At 57.0% G+C, this 16,303-nt stretch carries 16 protein-coding genes; 13 read left to right on the forward strand and 3 right to left on the reverse strand.

From position 1 onward, the window contains the following. The first annotated feature begins 138 nt into the window (after positions 1 to 138). Positions 139 to 1,194, forward strand: coding sequence for a hypothetical protein (locus tag AACH87_RS22995; RefSeq protein ID WP_338799162.1), 1,056 nt, complete (start codon positions 139 to 141; stop codon positions 1,192 to 1,194). Positions 1,195 to 1,699: 505 nt separating this feature from the next. Here AACH87_RS22995 and AACH87_RS23000 read toward each other — a convergent pair. The 3 genes from AACH87_RS23000 to AACH87_RS23010 all read right to left on the reverse strand — a co-directional run bounded on the left by AACH87_RS23000 (position 1,700) and on the right by AACH87_RS23010 (position 3,751). Continuing rightward, positions 1,700 to 2,266 carry a type II toxin-antitoxin system YhaV family toxin gene (locus AACH87_RS23000; protein ID WP_338799163.1) on the reverse strand — a complete coding sequence of 189 codons (567 nt, stop codon included), beginning with the start codon at positions 2,264 to 2,266 and terminating at the stop codon, positions 1,700 to 1,702. After that, a complete protein-coding gene (locus AACH87_RS23005; RefSeq protein WP_338799164.1) occupies positions 2,263 to 2,589 on the reverse strand; it encodes a type II toxin-antitoxin system PrlF family antitoxin in 327 nt (108 codons plus the stop codon). Before AACH87_RS23005 ends, AACH87_RS23000 begins: the two co-directional genes overlap by 4 nt. Before the next feature lie 181 nt (positions 2,590 to 2,770). After that, entirely contained in the window at positions 2,771 to 3,751 is a 981-nt protein-coding gene (locus AACH87_RS23010; RefSeq protein WP_338799165.1) for a DNA-binding protein, read from the reverse strand. Between the two features lie 831 nt (positions 3,752 to 4,582). Between AACH87_RS23010 and AACH87_RS23015 the strand changes: the two genes are divergently transcribed. The 12 genes from AACH87_RS23015 (at position 4,583) to AACH87_RS23070 (ending at position 16,245) form a co-directional block, all read left to right on the forward strand. Continuing rightward, positions 4,583 to 5,755: a hypothetical protein gene (locus AACH87_RS23015; protein WP_338799166.1), complete on the forward strand. Its 1,173-nt coding sequence runs from the start codon at positions 4,583 to 4,585 to the stop codon at positions 5,753 to 5,755. Positions 5,756 to 6,007: 252 nt separating this feature from the next. After that, the gene (locus AACH87_RS23020; RefSeq protein ID WP_338799167.1) at positions 6,008 to 6,316 is read left to right on the forward strand and encodes a hypothetical protein; all 309 of its coding nucleotides are present in this window, start codon (positions 6,008 to 6,010) and stop codon (positions 6,314 to 6,316) included. A 931-nt stretch (positions 6,317 to 7,247) separates the two neighbouring features. Then, positions 7,248 to 8,168 (forward strand): hypothetical protein, encoded by a 921-nt coding sequence (locus AACH87_RS23025; protein ID WP_338799168.1) that lies wholly within the window; start codon positions 7,248 to 7,250, stop codon positions 8,166 to 8,168. 34 nt (positions 8,169 to 8,202) lie between these two features. Next, complete coding sequence (locus AACH87_RS23030) at positions 8,203 to 10,251, forward strand: hypothetical protein (RefSeq protein WP_338799169.1); 2,049 nt, start codon at positions 8,203 to 8,205, stop codon at positions 10,249 to 10,251. Between the two features lie 80 nt (positions 10,252 to 10,331). Then, positions 10,332 to 10,649, forward strand: a complete 318-nt coding sequence (locus AACH87_RS23035; protein WP_338799368.1) for an HU family DNA-binding protein — start codon at positions 10,332 to 10,334, stop codon at positions 10,647 to 10,649. 86 nt (positions 10,650 to 10,735) lie between these two features. Continuing rightward, positions 10,736 to 10,888 carry a hypothetical protein gene (locus tag AACH87_RS23040; RefSeq protein WP_338799170.1) on the forward strand — a complete coding sequence of 51 codons (153 nt, stop codon included), beginning with the start codon at positions 10,736 to 10,738 and terminating at the stop codon, positions 10,886 to 10,888. A gap of 30 nt (positions 10,889 to 10,918) precedes the next feature. Further along, complete coding sequence (locus AACH87_RS23045; protein ID WP_338799171.1) at positions 10,919 to 11,206, forward strand: helix-turn-helix domain-containing protein; 288 nt, start codon at positions 10,919 to 10,921, stop codon at positions 11,204 to 11,206. A 5-nt stretch (positions 11,207 to 11,211) separates the two neighbouring features. Next, on the forward strand, positions 11,212 to 11,826 hold the full coding sequence (locus tag AACH87_RS23050; protein ID WP_338799172.1) for a hypothetical protein: 615 nt from the start codon (positions 11,212 to 11,214) through the stop codon (positions 11,824 to 11,826). A 974-nt stretch (positions 11,827 to 12,800) separates the two neighbouring features. After that, positions 12,801 to 14,126, forward strand: coding sequence for an aromatic ring-hydroxylating dioxygenase subunit alpha (locus AACH87_RS23055; protein ID WP_338799173.1), 1,326 nt, complete (start codon positions 12,801 to 12,803; stop codon positions 14,124 to 14,126). Between the two features lie 5 nt (positions 14,127 to 14,131). Further along, positions 14,132 to 14,605 (forward strand): aromatic-ring-hydroxylating dioxygenase subunit beta, encoded by a 474-nt coding sequence (locus AACH87_RS23060; protein ID WP_338799174.1) that lies wholly within the window; start codon positions 14,132 to 14,134, stop codon positions 14,603 to 14,605. Between the two features lie 9 nt (positions 14,606 to 14,614). Further along, complete coding sequence (locus tag AACH87_RS23065; protein WP_338799175.1) at positions 14,615 to 14,938, forward strand: non-heme iron oxygenase ferredoxin subunit; 324 nt, start codon at positions 14,615 to 14,617, stop codon at positions 14,936 to 14,938. Positions 14,939 to 14,967: 29 nt separating this feature from the next. Further along, on the forward strand, positions 14,968 to 16,245 hold the full coding sequence (locus tag AACH87_RS23070; RefSeq protein ID WP_338799176.1) for an FAD-dependent oxidoreductase: 1,278 nt from the start codon (positions 14,968 to 14,970) through the stop codon (positions 16,243 to 16,245). Positions 16,246 to 16,303: the final 58 nt, after the last annotated feature.

The raw sequence follows: 16,303 nt of genomic DNA on the forward strand, positions 1-16,303 counted from the left end.
AGCTTACTTGCTTCCGAGTCTTAAAATGTTGTTCTATAGGTGAAAATAGCACCGGTGACTTCAATAAATCGATTTTCTTAGGGTTGGTTTGATATTTGAAGCTAGAAATCTTAAAATCGGGCATAACGCTTACCCGTCATGTCCAGCATTTCCATCCTCAGCGCAGATGAAATCTTTGAGCAATGGCTTCGCCACTGCGCAGTTTCTGATCGCCGTCCTATTTCAGAAGAGGATGCGGATGCGTACCGGTACATCTGGAGTACATGGAAGCGTTTTCTGGATGGCGAACGTGTGAAAGCCTGCGCGCCCTCTGTCCACTGGGCCGATGTCACTGCGCCTTTTGTATTGAATTTTCTCCACTCTGGGATTGGTAGCAGAAAAACCGGCGCAGACGTCAGTGCAATCACCAAGCGTCGTTATTGGCGTGTGTTAGACCGCATTTATGCTTTTGCTGTCGAAAAGGGCATCCTTTTAAACAACCCAGCCAGTTCTTTGTCCGAACAAGAAAAACCTCCCAAAGAAAACCCGCTGGGCGCGATTCTTTCTCCACGCGTTTGGAATCGCTGCATCCAAATGCTGGATGAGCCGATTGGCCCCGAAGTCGCCCAGCATGAGATCGCGGTGCGCAACCGAGCTTTGCTGCGAGTGCTGTTCGAGCTGGGGCTCACACCGGCTGAACTGCGCGGGCTGTTGGTGCAAGCGTTCGTGGACAAGGTTGGCCAACAGGATGCCTCCATCAAGGTGGATGGCGAGAGCTACACCCGAGTGCGTGAGCTTCTGATCTCTGAGCGCACACGTGTCGGTATCGTGGAGTGGCTGCGGGTGAAGGCAACATCGCCAGCGCACGCTGCCAGCGAGATCCTGTTTTCTGGCAAAACGGGTAAGGTGCTGACCGACGAGCAGCTTTTGAACCTGGTGCGTGCTTTTCTGCTGAAGGCCTGTGCCTCTGTGGATGAAGCGCCGCCTCTGCGCCTGGGTCCACAGATTGTGCGAAACACCTTGCTGGTGCGGCTGCTGCATGAAGGCGTTCACCAAGACGAGGTGGTGGTTAGGGCAGGGCTCAAGAATGCCAAGGGCTTGCTGCATTTGCGTCAACACTTGCCAGACGGACCACGCCTGAAGCTGGCCGGGGCTACAAGGCACAAAGATAATGAGGCGGTGGAGCCTGAGCTACGACCGCTGAGCTGCGCGTAGCTTTACACCGGTCGAAGAAGAGTCGCTCGTTCTTTACAGTCTGGTCTACGGTGCGGAATAAATATCGAGGGGATCACCGTGCAGAAATCAATTCAGCGGTGAATATCGATTCAAGACTGATGGTCGGATCGTCTCACGAGATTGGCCATCAAGATGTACCGCCCCTTATTGCAAGCTCAGCACCTTTCCATCTGCATCGACATTTGCTGAGGGTCGGTAGGGATTCATGTAAAAAACCGCAGAACTCAGCCTAACCACATGATTCCGTTGAGAAATTCGCGGCTCAGCATCGGCCTCTTTTGCCAGCAACCCCAGCGGTCATCCGTACCGGCCGCACCGGGCGGAACAGCTCAAAACCGGCCTCACATTGAATAACGCCAGATTATTAAATGTGAGGAAATGCCGTCACCGTGACCGCAAAGGTGCCGAAAACGGTATGTAATGCCGTATTACGTATCGCAGTACGATTCCCGCCTCAAGAGAAGTACCTCCCGTTCCTGAGAAGTCAGCGTGGAGCGCTCCCCATGCTGCCGCGCAGCCGTGCCACCTGGGCACGCGCTTCTACCAGCAGCTGCTCCCAGTCGCTCGGTGGGTGACCACTGGCCAGCATCTTCTTGAACACCCGACACGCATCAGAATCGCTCTCGTATGCGCGCTTGGTGTCTGCATCGTTGACCCAGCCCAGGACAATCAGCTTGCTGGGCGCGTGGAACCGGAAGAACAGCCGATATTGCTGGAAGAACTTGGCTCTGAACCAGTGCTTGTTTTCATCGCCAAGCGTGTTGCCCTGCCGGTACTCAGGCCGTGCCGGGTCTTGCGGAATCACATCAAACGCCAGGCTGACGATGGCTGCAAGCCTCTTTGCGGAATTCTTCTTCTCGTAGCCCGTCGGGTCTTTCGCTTGCAGTTCGGCAACCTGCTGGAGCAGCTTCTCGTACTGATTAAGGAACAGAGGGTGCGCGAAGACCGTCCATCCATGGATAACCACCTCGGGTTGCGGTGTCGAATTTTCTGAGGACTTGGGCAGGCGTGACGGCGGAACACCCGCACCCACATGGCGGATGCGGCTCATTCGTCTTCTGGTGAGAGTGGTGCATCCATGTCGAACTTCACACCAACGGTCAGCTCGCGCCCCCGTTGCACCAAGCCCATGTCAATGCGCTGGAGACGTTCCGGGTGCACGGCGATATCGCGGGCCAGGAAATCCAGGAACTGCCCGATGACGGGGTCCGCCTCTGCGGCAGCGGCGCGGGTCAGGACGACCTCGCCAGTGGACTGGATCGCGTAGTGGATCTTGTCGCGCTTACCCAGGCGAAGCGCTCGGCGGACGGTTTCTGGAACCGTGGTCTGGTAGCGGTCGGTCAGAGTGGACTCTGCTTCAAGTGCGGTTGGCATGACGCAATCTCCGAATGGAAGGAGGAATGCTACGCATAGTAATGCATTTGCATTGCCGGTTCAACCGCACTTTTGGCGAGGTCCTACAGCGGGAAGGAGGATGAACTGCAAAAAATGCAGTGCAATCATGGGCTTAAGCCCACTTCTGCGGTTTTTTACATGAATCCCTGCCGAACCTCTTTCACCGCAACTTTGATCGCTTGATGGCGGCACGGCGTGGCGCCCGTGGTGCCTTGGCTGAGCCCGCCTTGGCCAGCTCTTTGACGCGCTCCTGCAGTTCCGCCACTTTGTCTTGAAGCCAGGCCTTCTGGCTGTTGGCTTGCGCATGCTCGGCACGAAGAGCGATCAGCGCCTCCTCGGTCTTGTTCATGCGCTGGCGGTAGGTGGTCACCTCTGCGTCCTTGCTGGCTTTTTCCATCTGCAGCTGCTCTCGCACGTCCTTCTCTGCCTGTCGCGCCGTATCGATCTGGCGCTTCGCAAAATTGATCTCCCCACCAAACCGCTCGGCCTCCACACGGCGCTCAGCGCGTTCTTTCTCCAGCTCTTGGAGGAACCTCGTTTCGGATTCTTTGCGCTCTGCGGCAGCCGATTCGGCCTGGTCCTTCCAGCTCTGGGCTTTGGCTTCAAGTGCTGAGACCTCGGCTACCAGCGCTTCTGAGCGTTTTTCGGCAGCAACCAGCCGTTCCTGCAAAGCCGCCATCTGAACGCCCAGCGCCTCCACCTGACTCCACGCCTTCGCGCACTCGTGCTGGGCAGCTTGCACCTGACCTTGCGCCTCATGCACCTGCAGCTCGCACTCCTGACGAGTGACTTCCAGGCTCTGCTGCGCGTGCTCACTGGACAACGCCCACATCTTGCTCAGTGCCTCGCTGAATGCCTCTTGAAGCTGCTCGGGTACCACTGGCACCTGAAGCTCAAGCCGGATCCGCTTGCGTAGCTCCTCCCAGAACTCCCTGAGGTCACGACTGATGTCGCTCATGGAGCCTTGCCGCGTGAAATCGAGCACCACCTTTGCAGACGGGTGGATACCAAAGTCCAAGAAAAGCATCCTGGCCACCAGCTTCGTTTTTTCCTTGCGGCCAGCGCCCACAGGCAGATCGCGAAGCGCAGCGGTGATGGCGGGGTAAGCAAGGGCGTGGTTTTCAGCGCTGTTTTCCTGCATGGCGTTGCCTTGAGTGAGGGGTGGATGGCGCATTTTAGCTTAAATACGGTATTTGTAGTCGTTACGTTTTACGTAATGTACGCTACTAATTTACGATAGTTTTTATGATTACGGCTCTTATCGTAAGAAATAACGACGTTGAGAGAGGCACCTCAAAACGAAAAGTGTTCACGCAACTGATGTTGTGCCTACTGCAGCTGGTTGGCGTCAGCTACTAGGTGCGAAACTCACCAAAATTCCATTTGGAATCAGTGACTTACGCCGCGCCACCGAGAACGCGCGAGACAGACCGCTCCAAAGTCGTGTCCAAATGGTTGACACATGGTAGTTTTCGACGAAGATCTGGGTGTGTCCATCTGGTTGACACAAATGCTGAACGCCACTTCATTTGCCTGAGTGCGCCAGTGATCTTTAGTTTTTGACCCTGTGCCTACTGTGTCGTGGGCCGATGACGTGCTCGCGTGACGTCTAAGCGCCGCGCGGCGTGCCCTTGGCGCTGCGTTGCACGAGATGGCTCAGTGGGGCGGGCTGCGAAGCATGTGGCGTTGGAACGCTGCTGACTAGATGATGCCCGCAGGATCAATGGCGGTCCGCACCGACACCTTGAGATGGGAGGCACTCGATGCTGTAAATCCGATCACTTGACAGTGGCCTACATACCGGCCGATACTAAAAAGGCAGCGTCAACCTGACCTAGACCGCACAGGCTGAACAAGGAACTGTCGCTGCACACGACCGCTTTTTCGAGTTTCGGACCTCCGTAAATCTCGGCCATCGTGACTACAACCCGTGCACTAATTCGATGGCTGAAATTTTTACGCGAGAAATTTCATGTCTGATTTCGACGCTGGGCTTTTCAAGCCCATCTGCACGGCCCTAATTGAGGCATTTGCTTCCGAAGGTCACCACCTCGGCCGTTCCAATGCCCATGAGGTCTTGGCCGCAGCGCTAGGATTTTGGACTTACAGCCTCGTCCGACAGCACGCCACCCCATTAGCAACACGGCTGGTGCATCGTTACGAGCGTCGGGAAGAACTCCCTCGACACTGGGCGCACCTGACTAAGCGCATCGAAGTCATTCTTGGCGTGTCCACTTGGGCTGCACAGGCATTGGTCCCCATTGTTCATCGGATAGTGCTCGACAGTGGATTGGCGGTAGACACGCACAGCCTGATTTTCGAAAGCGAACACCTCTCCACCCGCGATTCAATTCTCAAAGCTATTGACGATGTGGATTTCGCACCAACGAAAGCCACTGTTGCCATGCGGCGCGGCCTGCTGCCCTATCCAACCCGCACGAGCCTGGAAGAGCGTTTGCACGACGTTGCCCCCCAATACGCCAGGGAATTCGGGAAACGTACCGCGTACCTCTGGTTGAAGCCATCGACACAGATTCGCGCCTTGACGCCTGCCGTTGAAGACAGCTACTCCGTGTTAAACAACACGGCTCGTACCAGTTTGGGCCTCAACTTCACCATCGTAATACCGGACAAAGACTTTCGCGGCAAGCCTCACTTCACACTCCTGTCGCCAACAATGAGCTTTGACGAAGCGCATCCTGACGGCTGGCGCGTGAACTTGATCATGAAGTTTGTCGTCACTGATGCTCAACAGCAGGCATCGGGCGAACCGAAACTGGAAGATTTGATTGGTAAGTCTGTTGCCGACCTGCCGGAAGTGAAGGTTTGCCCTCGTTGCCTAACTCTCCATATGCATCCAGAACTGGGGCATCACTGCACTGCCTCAGTAAATGCCATCGGTATCACAAACGCTATTGAACGCTTACGTGCTTCTGGCGCGACAGGCGCCACCACCGATCAACTTTCCGCAGCAATGGTCGCCGCTGGTCATGTCGAAACGGATCTGGCAACGCTAGAGCAGTTTTTGGGTCGCCACGCTCGCGCGCTTCGGCTGCGGCGCTATGGCGGTGTTTGGGTCTTCACGAAGACTCAGGCCCCTTCAGACTCTCTATTTGAGCAGCGCTTTGAAGGCCTGAACATCTGAAGACAGGGTGCCGAGAGTCTTGATCAGGCTCTATGGTGCTCGCCCAAAATAGGCAGGCGCATTGCATTGATCCAGTCCGACAAACGGAGCACCGCTATACGTGACGTCAGCGGTACGCCGCAATCACGGGCGTAGTTAATGGCTCTGATGAGGTGCGCCACCAGTCAACGACCCAAACAGTTTCACAAGGCGCTGCGGCTTTTGGTCCGGGAGCGGCGTTCTTACGGTAACGGGCCCAAAAGGAAGTTTTTTATGAAAGTTCACGACATAGTGGGAAAAACCATTTCCTCGGCGGAATCAACCCGCGCTGCCCTAAACGCCCATGGTGAGGCCTACGCCTACCTTGAGGCCGTCCGGACAGGGACAGTTGATGACTTGCTGAAGCTCGCTGCTAAAAATATCCAAGAAGCAAAGGGCTGCTCAGCAGCTAAAGCTTTCGAAATCGTCGGCCAGCGTGGCGTCTATATTGAAGAACTAGCCCGTGGTGACTCAACGTTTCACGCGGCCAGGAAACAGTTGCAAGCTGGTGATGACAACGCAGTCGCTGCTCAAGCCATATAAATTTTGTTGAGGACACTCAGAGCCACTATAAGCCAGCCCACGGGTTGGCTTTTTTTATGGATCAATGAGGGCCCCAACTGGATACTCTCCCGCAAAACCATCAGGCTGGCGCTGGAGTCACCAAGTGCATCTTTTAGACTCCGCGCTGTCAGTTTAGCGGGTCGATGGAGTTTGACGACCGAGGACAGCGCGTTGTGACCACGGCACCTCATGTTCGGGGTGGATCCACGAATTATTGATTTGTCGAGGTCGTGAGTTCAGCGGGCCAAGAAATACCGACAATGGAAAGCACGTCAAAGAAAGAAGGAATAAACAGCAGCTTTTTAATAGCTAAAAAGCTTATGAGTCAAAACTGGTCATATCCCGGCTTACTACCCTATGAGGCCATTTTCCGGCGCGAGGCGAAGAGTTACTCGCGGCAGCAGTTACGGGAGCGTTCACTGATTGCTTTTGATACCGCGCCCGGTTCCGTCTTGTTGATCTGCGCGGCCTGGACGAACACTACCCGGTGCTGCAGTCGCTACTCCCCTTGCACAACCTGGCAGTGATCGGCTTCACCGCAGCATTGTTCAAGCCGCATGGAGTGCACAGGTTGCCATCATCCCGTAATACTGCAGCGCACTCCGTACGAATACGGATCAGTCCTTCTGGGTTTGCACCGCACGGTTCCACAGCAATCAGCCATGTGAGCTGTGTCTTCTCATCTGTGATTACTCTTGCTTAGCTGGATCAGCCAATGAACGAAGAGATAGACGATGACTTCGTGAAGATACTCACAGCGCTCGCTGGGTCGCGCGTTGAGATGGCGTTTGAGAGGCGTGGTGAGGGAACTTCGACGTACCCCTTCCATGGAGAAATCTTATCCGTGGATGAGCATGCAGGCACGATACAAATCCTACGCACCAGAACGCACGCAGGCGAAGTCCACACCATGGGTCTTCGATACTTCCTGAGTGCTACAGCGCCCAACTGCGAACCTTTTTTGAACAGCCTAGCGATTGATCGTCATAAGGCCCAGCTACAAAAATCAGTTGTTCGTGATAGGGCGATAGAAGTCCTGAAAGCGGATTCATTGGGCATTCAGAGCCACACTCTCACTGAATCCAGGTTTCTGAGCACGTCAACCATGGGCGATAAGCCGTCCAAAAGGTTCATTTTCGCAGATAAGTTGGATGCCACTCGGACCGTCAGCATCAGTGCCCGCTCAATGGCAGATGCGTCGAAATTCATGGCATCTCAGGACCTTTTCATGACCCTGGATGAGTCATTAGTGATCGCAATCAAGGGGCATGTGCTCTGGCCTGCGGGGATCGCCTACGACAGGCTCAGCAACCCTGAGGCTTGGAAAGCACCTTGGGATGCTATTTTCACGGCTCTTGACGATCTTCCCGCCGCAGCGTTGACGTTTTACCTTCAAAAAATGCGGGGCGGTTCAGTTGCTGTGAGGGACATCCAATCAATCGCTCCCTCAGTGCGTAGTAGTCTTGCGATCCGTAGTTTGCTGACCACGGAGGAACGCCCCGCGTCATACGAAGAAACCGTGAAACGAATCTCGGTTTCTGGTCTGAAAGATCTGCTCAAACATGCGGGAGTAAAGGCAAGAGTTCCGACGCGGTTGCTACTTGAGGCTCAGGTCCTATCTGTTATGACAAACGATCTGCACAAGAAGGCATTGCAGCTGATGAGTGCTCCCAAAACGTCCCTGAGGCCTCCGTGTGAAATGTCGAATGATGATTTCGCAAAAGCCCTCAATGAAATGCGGGATTTGATCTACACGATGCGCCAGTGGCTCAGAGCAACTTACGAATTGGAGCGCGAGGATGAACTAAGGTCACTTTCAGCCAGTCACTGATTGCAGTGGACAGAGCCAGGGGTACGATTGCACAGTGGCAGGAACGACTTCCATCAAGCAAGTTGAGAAAGGCAAGGCTCGCGCGGCATTGCGTGAGCTGATCATTGCCTGGGCCCATGATGCAGATACGAACTCGGCCACATACATCCTGGAACTAGGCCCTGACCGCTCTGGTGCCAAATCTCGCTGTCTCTGCCCTGGTTGCGGCAGTCCGCTGATCGCCGTCAACAACGCAAAAATCCAGCGCAAGGTTCGACCCCACTTCCGCCACCAACAAGGCGTCAACAGCAAGAACTGCTCTATCGTGGCTGCGCGGCTGGCCCTTCTGCGTTCTATGAATGAACTGGGCTGGATAGATCTGCCTGCACGCGAACGCAAGGCCACTATGACAGGACTGGATGGCACCAGCTATGAAGGAATCGCGGCCAGACCACCCGAGCGCATCTACATCACCAAGGTCGAGTTCAGCAACAGTGCCCCGGCAGTGCTGCATTGCGCCGATGGCAGAAAAATCAACGTCGTGCTGCATGGCGATGCAGCATCCCCCCATGATTCAACTACCCATGGGGCCACCATTGTCATAGAGGTGGACGATCCTGATATCGCTCTCATGGATCCTCAAGAGCTGAGGCAGCTCATCACCTTGAACCCCGCCGCCTGCTGGCGTCAGCATTGGAATGACGCGGAAATTCTGGAAGAGGCCAATAGTCAGGCGCGCGATACCGCCATTGAGCATCTGGCGCTTGCCCCCGATGACCTGGAGCTTCCCAGCGACATGCCCGCTGAACTCAAGTCTGAAACCGTCCTTCACTACGCTGTGAAGCACATTCTCAAGGAGGCTGGTGAGCTGCATACCCCTGAAGCTGTTGTGTATGCAGAGGCCTTCTCTGAGATTGATCACCACCACCGGACATGGAGGCTTCCTGAGCAGCGCTTGCGGCTTTCCAATGTGGAAATGGAAAAGAGATTGGGCCTGACCCGTCCTGATCTCGTCTGCCAGGCGGTGGATACCTCAAATGGCCCCTCCTACCCTGTTCTGTGCATAGAAGTCACGGTATCGAACCGCATCTCGGAGGAGAGGCGCAACAGGATCCAGAAGGTTGGAATGCCTGCGATTGAGATTGACCTCAGCCGCCTGCAGGGGCGCATCACCAGGGACAAGCTCAAACAACTGGTCGTCAACTCATCCCAATTGAAGCAGTGGATCTTCAATCCAGTGTTGCGCGATAGATCCATGGAACTCGATAAAGAGGTCCGTGATTTGGCTTCCGCTGAGGACGATGCTCTCCAAGAGCAAAGAGAAAAGCTTGAGCGGATCAAGGCGATCCCTCGGCGCCAGATAGTTGATCTCTACATTGAGTCTGCTTACCGTTACTTCCTTCTTTTCCAAGACACTGAGGGCAGCTGGCCAGCGCAAAACTCTTCACAGTTCATTGCTGTAGTGAAAGCAAAGCAGCAGTTGTGCGAGCATGCAAGGCTGCTTGCCGCCAAAGGTTTCCCAGGCGCCGATGAGAACGATTTTCTAAACCCACGCGGGCTGCTGGAAGGGCTGCTTTCACTCAAATTTGATCGTGGTCTATCGCGCAAGCTGAACACAGGGTTTGAGGTGTTAAATGTGCTGATGTCGGAGGGCAAGGGGATCACCCACGAACTCACACCGATATACCTTGCTGCGGCCAAAGTTTTCGATGTGCCAATGACCTCAGAGCAGCAGGCCATTTTTGGGGAATGGAGTAAAGCAGCACGGCACCGCATTGCAACCATAAAGCACAGCTACGTTCGGAACAGCAAATACGATGCGCTCATTGGTACCCTATTCCCCGAGTTGATTGATGCGCTGGTGCGCACTACGAGCAGGCATCTGGCAACCGTCTATGAAAAACACCAGCCCCGCACTCAAGGAATCAGTGCGCGGGCGTCCTCGCCACTGAAGACCTCGAAACAGCTCAGCTACACGGTTCCACAGTGGCTGCAAAATCCCATGTTTTTTTCTGGTGCCGAACTGCAAAACTGGATAGAGCAGAACCCCGAGTCGGCGAAAACCCTCGGCATTCAAACCAGTGAGAAGAATAGAGACGCCTGAGCTGCGAGCGCAGCTGTATCCAGTAGCCCACACCTGCACACACTCTGTGCATCGCCGCTTACACTTCGCTCACAACAATCATTGGCAACGACACCATGAATCGTCCAGAACTCGTTGAGTTAATTGCGTCCAAGAACGAACTGTCCAAGAGCGCCGCAAACCGGGTGCTGGACACCTTGATCGAGACCATTCAAAACACCGTCAAAAAAGGAGAAGCGGTGCAGTTGATCGGCTTTGGCACGTTCAAGGCAAGCAAGCGCGCTGCGCGCACCGGCAAAAACCCAGCCACTGGTGCCGCCATCAAGATCCCCGCATCCACGGTGCCCAAGTTCGTTGCAGGGGCCAAGTTCAAAGCTGTGGTGGACCCCAAGGCTGCCAAGCGCAAAGCAGCTAAGTAAACAGCCGCCCTACTCCCATAGAAAACGCCGCCACTGGTCTCACGCCACTGGCGGCGTTTTAACTTCGATATCCAACGAATTTACCCATGACGGCATTCCAAGTGTCTTTTCAGGCGGAGATCGCCCGCCTGGTTCGCAAGCAGGTCAAGGATGATCAGGCCGCGCTCAAGCAATCTGACCGTAAACAGCGCGAGGAAGTCACCAATCTCAAGCAAGAAGTCAAAGCGCTGAGCGGCTAGGTGCGTACGCTCACCAAGCAGCTGGCCAGAATGGAAAAATTGCTCCAGAGCCAGCAGCCAGTCAAAGAGCCGCGCGTGCCCCGCTCTCCTGATGGTTTTGTTTTTGACGACCAAGCACTGATCGCCAAGCGTCATGAGCTGGGCCTCACGCAAGCCCAGATGGCGCAGTTGCTTGGGGTATCGAGCCTTTCTGTCTACAAGTGGGAAACCGGCTCCGTTCATCCTCGTGCCAAGCAGCTGGAGCGGCTGCAAGAGGTTTTGAAGATGGGCCCACGGCAAGCCATGAAAGCCATTCGCGCCACCACCGCTGAGGCATAGTGCTTATGCCTGACACCTACAGCAGCTTTCGCGCTGGCCTCGAAGCAGGCCTTGCCTGCCTGTGGAAGCCATGGTTCATGAGTGGCGTGCGCAACGGCGGGTATGAGCAGACGCTGCGCAACGTGTGCATGCCAGCCATCGAAGAGGCCATGGGCCGTACTGCCTTCACCGAGTCAGACGGTCGCCGTGACCTGGTTTTGACCAGCGTGCGGAGCGATGCTCCGTCGAGCACCGCATGTGAGTTCAAAACCAACTTCGCATCTCAGATTGGAGACATCGAGACCCGCCCAGCTCAAGCGCTGCTTCAAATCAACCGCAGCAGCCTCAAAACCCATCAGGATCGTATCGTGGTCTACGCCGTGGCAGAGCTAGTGCTCGAAAGTGACAGCGACCAGTGCCTGGCAGTGCATCACAACGCCAGCGTCGGACCGAAATCCTACAAACGATTCCTCAAAGAAAACCCGGCTCAGATGCAGCGGATCTCACGGATCTTCGACTCCCCACAAGATCCAGGTCAACGTTTCGAGCGTGTCTTCGAGAAGGGGCTGAGAAAGCTGTACCTTGAAGACAAGTCGGGGTTTGCGCGCCTGCATGTTTGGACGCTCTACGTGCCAGGTTGAAGCGGTACCACCACCAGCGTTGTATCTTCACCCTTGACCAAGTGGCGGCGGGTCAGTGGCATCCTCTGCCTCAAACCGTTCATTGAACACCCAGCGAAAAGGTGTGTCTTGGGACTCGTCATCAAAAAGCTCGCTGGCCATCTTGCATTTCACGGTCACGGTAGGCACTTCGGTACCCCAGACATCGTGCTCAAAGAAAGCTCCCTGCAGCCGTTGGAGAGATAAGAATGCCCACGGGTGCACGAGTACCCACAATGCCCCCTGCCGCTTCTCACCAAAAAATCATAGCGACACCCGCAGTCGTAGGAGCGATGCTCACGGTGGATCGCTAGCTTGATCTCACTACTCAAGCTGGCATCGCCACTTTTACGCATGCTGCTCAAGCTGTTGTTTTAGGCACCCAAAATGGAAAGCCCCCTGTGGCACAAACAAGCCAGCCCTTGAGGGAGATGAAGACCTCTTGCACCGTGCTTTCGACACAGCAGCCATGCGACATGGTTCACATATTCCGGCGACTGGCTTACGAACAAGCTCTCGAAGATCGCAAGGTAGCCGAAATCAACGCATCTGCCCCTCCCGCCTCAGCATTTGCGAACTGATTTGAAATGCCACCGCATGCCCCCTCGTCCGACAAGCTTTCTTAAAAAAAACTCTTCGTCATACAGGCTGTCCTCGCTGCACAGACTCATCAGTAGATGTTTTCGACAGACTATTCCAATGTCCTCATCTGCATTGTGTACACGACTTAAATAGAGCGCGGCCTAGTGCGCGTTACACCAAATATGGCAGTGAAAAATCATCACACGCGTTAAGAGCAATATTTATACAAGTGATATAGAACATCATCAGCGTTCCATTGACTGATATTGCTGCAAAGCGAATGATTGATCCCTAGGCGCTGCGTGCTTCTACACGGGGCCCGACGATCTGGTTGATCAACCGATTGGCAACGATATAAAACAAAGGAGACGCCCATGCATGAATGCCCCGTCACCCTGTTTCCGCAGCAGATCCGCTGGGAGACAGACGGCACTAGCCGCATTCCCTTCCAGACCTATACCGATGAGGCGCTATACCGCAGGGAGCTGGACCGTTTGTTCTACAACGGGCACTGGTGCTATGTTGGCTTGGAAGCGGAGATTCCCAACGCGGGGGATTTCAAACGCACGGTGATTGGCGAGCGTTCGGTGCTGCTGGTGCGTGACAAGGATGCTTCGATCCACGTGGTGGAAAACGTCTGCGCCCACCGGGGCATGGCGTTTTGCCGCGAGCGGCATGGCAACCGCGAGAGCCTGACCTGCCCATATCACCAGTGGAACTACACCCTGTCGGGCGACTTGCAGGGCGTGCCGTTTCGGCGTGGTGTGAAGCAGGATGGCAAGGTCAATGGCGGCATGCCTGCAGACTTCAACCCGGCGGAGCATGGGCTGACCAAGCTCAAGGTGGCCACCCGTGGCGGCGTGGTGTTTGCGTCGTTTGACCACAGCGTGGAGCCGCTGGAGGAATTCCTGGGCCCCACCATCCTGGGGTACTTTGACCGGCTGTTCAATGGTCGCAAGCTCACCATCCTGGGCTACAACCGCCAGCGCATTCCGGGCAACTGGAAGCTGATGCAAGAGAACATCAAGGACCCGTACCACCCCGGCCTGCTGCACACCTGGTTCGTTACCTTTGGGCTCTGGCGTGCCGACAACAAGTCGCAACTGCTGATGGATGCGCAGCACCGCCATGCGGCCATGGTCTCGACTCGTGGCGCGGCGGGCAAGGCGGCGGATGTGACGCAGGTGTCCAGCTTCAAGGCGGGCATGGAGCTGAACGACCCGCGCTTTCTCGACATTGCGCAGGAGCACTGGTGGGCGGGGCCGGCCCCGGCGGCCAGCGGGGAGGGTGCTGCGGCGCCGAGCGCGGCGGCACCGGTGCCCACGGCGGTGATGATGACCGTGTTCCCCAGCGTGATTTTTCAGCAGCAGGTCAACAGCGTGTCCACGCGCCACATCCAGCCGGATGGCAAAGGCGCTTTTGATTTTGTGTGGACGCACTTTGGCTTTGAAGACGACAGCGAGGAGATGACGCAGCGCCGCCTGCGCCAGGCCAATCTGTTCGGCCCGGCGGGCTTTGTGTCGGCCGACGATGGCGAGGTGATCGAGTGGTCGCAAGAAGGCTTTGAGACCAAGCCCGCGCACCGCACGCTGGCCGAGCTGGGCGGGCGCGAGGTGGGCGACACGGACCACATGGTGACCGAGACGCTGATCCGGGGCATGTACGAATACTGGCGCAAGGTGATGGAGGCGGAGGCTTGACCATGATGGACTTCCAGACCTACTTCGAACTGAACCAGCTCTACGCCCGCTACGCCCGCGCGCTCGACGCGGCGGACTGGGAGGCGTGGCCTGAATTTTTTATCGACCACTGCGTGTACAAGCTGCAGCCGCGCGAAAACCACGAGCGCGGGTTTCCGCTGGCCACGCTGGCGTTTGACAGCAAGGGCATGCTGAAAGACCGCGTCTACGGCATCCGCGAGACGCTGTTCCACGACCCCTACTACCAGCGCCATGTGGTGGGTGTGCCGCTGGTGCACAAGGTGGATGCCGATGGCCGCATCCACTGCGAGGCCAACTATGCGGTGCTGCGCACGCGCCTGTCGAAGGAATCGACGGTGTTCAACGTGGGGCGCACGCTGGATGAGGTGGTGCCCACGCCCGAGGGCCTGAAGTTCGCATCGCGCCTCGTCGTTTACGACAGCGAGATGATCCCCAACTCGCTGATCTACCCCATCTGAGGAGCCGCCATGACGACGATGACAACGAACTGGATTGACGCCGCAGCGCTGGACGATGTGCCCGAGGATGACGTGATGGGCCTGGCCGTGGCCGGGCGCGACATTGCGCTGTATGGCGTGGGCGGCGAGGTGTTTGCCACCGACAACCTGTGCACCCACGGCAATGCACGCTTGTGCGATGGTTTTTTGGAAGGGCACGAGATTGAATGCCCGCTGCACCAAGGCAAGTTTGATGTGCGCAACGGCAAACCCACCTGTGCGCCCGTCACCGAGCCGCTGCGCAGCTATCCCGTGAAGATCGAGGGCGGTCGCGTGTGGCTGGCCCTCGACTGAGCGCTGCTTTCCCCCAGAAGGAGTACCCCATGCTCGATGAGCGACCTGCGGTCGGAGCTGCCGCATTGCCGGATGGCAGTGCAGGCGTCCGTCCGATCCACACCATCGTAATCATTGGCGCGGGCCAGGCGGGCGGCTGGGCGGCGCAGACGCTGCGCAGCGAAGGCTTCACGGGCAGGCTGGTGCTTGTCGGTGACGAGTTGCATCCACCACACGAGCGGCCACCGCTGTCCAAGGCTGTGTTGTCGGGCGCGGCATTGCCCACGACAACTTGGCTCATGAAGCCCGATGCCTTTAGCGCACTGGACGTGGAATGGCGGCCCAGCACGCGAGTGCAACGCATTGACCGCACCGCCCGGCAGGTGCTGCTTGCGGATGGCGAAACATTGCCCTACGACAAGGTGATCCTATGCACGGGGGGGCGTGCACGTCAACTCGATGTGCCAGGTACCGACCAAGTGCAGCTGCACACGCTGCGCACTATTGAAGACGCGCAGGCACTAGCGCCCACCTTGGCCCCTGGCCGCAGCGTGGTGGTGGTTGGTGGCGGCTGGATTGGCCTAGAGGTGGCGGCTACGGCGCGCCAGCAGGGCGCCGACGTAGTGGTGGTCGAGACCCAGAGCCGCCTGTGCGAACGCACCGTGCCTGTCGAGATTTCTGACTATCTGCTGGCCTTGCACAGTGCGCAGGGCACGCGCGTGCTGCTGGGCACTGGCGTGCGGGGCTTTGCCCGTGCTGCAGATGGCCGCTCAGAGGTCTTGCTGGCCGATGGCAGTGTGTTGGCGTGCGACACCATCGTACTGGGCATTGGCCTGGTGCCCAACGACGAGCTGGCGCGCGCGGCGGGCCTGGCCTGCGATGGCGGCGTGCGGGTAGATGCCCAGTGCCGCACGTCCGACCCCGACATTCTGGCTGCGGGCGATGTGGCCGTAGCACCCAACCCGTGGGCGGGCCGGAGCCTGCGGCTGGAGTCGTGGCAGAACGCGCAGGAGCAGGGAATGGCCGCTGCGCGCTCGGCCCTGGGCCATGCCGTGGATTACCAGCCGCTGCCGTGGTTCTGGTCCGACCAGTACGGCATGAACTTGCAGATCTACGGCATGCCCACGCCTACGCACCGCGTGGTGCAGCGCGGCGATGCGGCCAGCGGCAGCTTTGTGCTGTTCTACCTGGCAGGCGATGTGGTGCAAGCAGCCATCGGCGCCAACGCTGCGCGTGATTTGCGGTTTGCCCGCCGCTTGATCGAGCAGCGCAAGCCGGTCGATACAGAGCTGCTTGCCGACCCGGCCACACCCATGTCCAAACTTTGATCCAGCTCTGGCGGTGCACGGTTGGCGCTCTGGCGCCATCGGTGGTCACAGCCAACGC

The organism is Acidovorax sp. DW039 (assembly GCF_037101375.1).
Classification (GTDB): domain Bacteria; phylum Pseudomonadota; class Gammaproteobacteria; order Burkholderiales; family Burkholderiaceae_C; genus Acidovorax.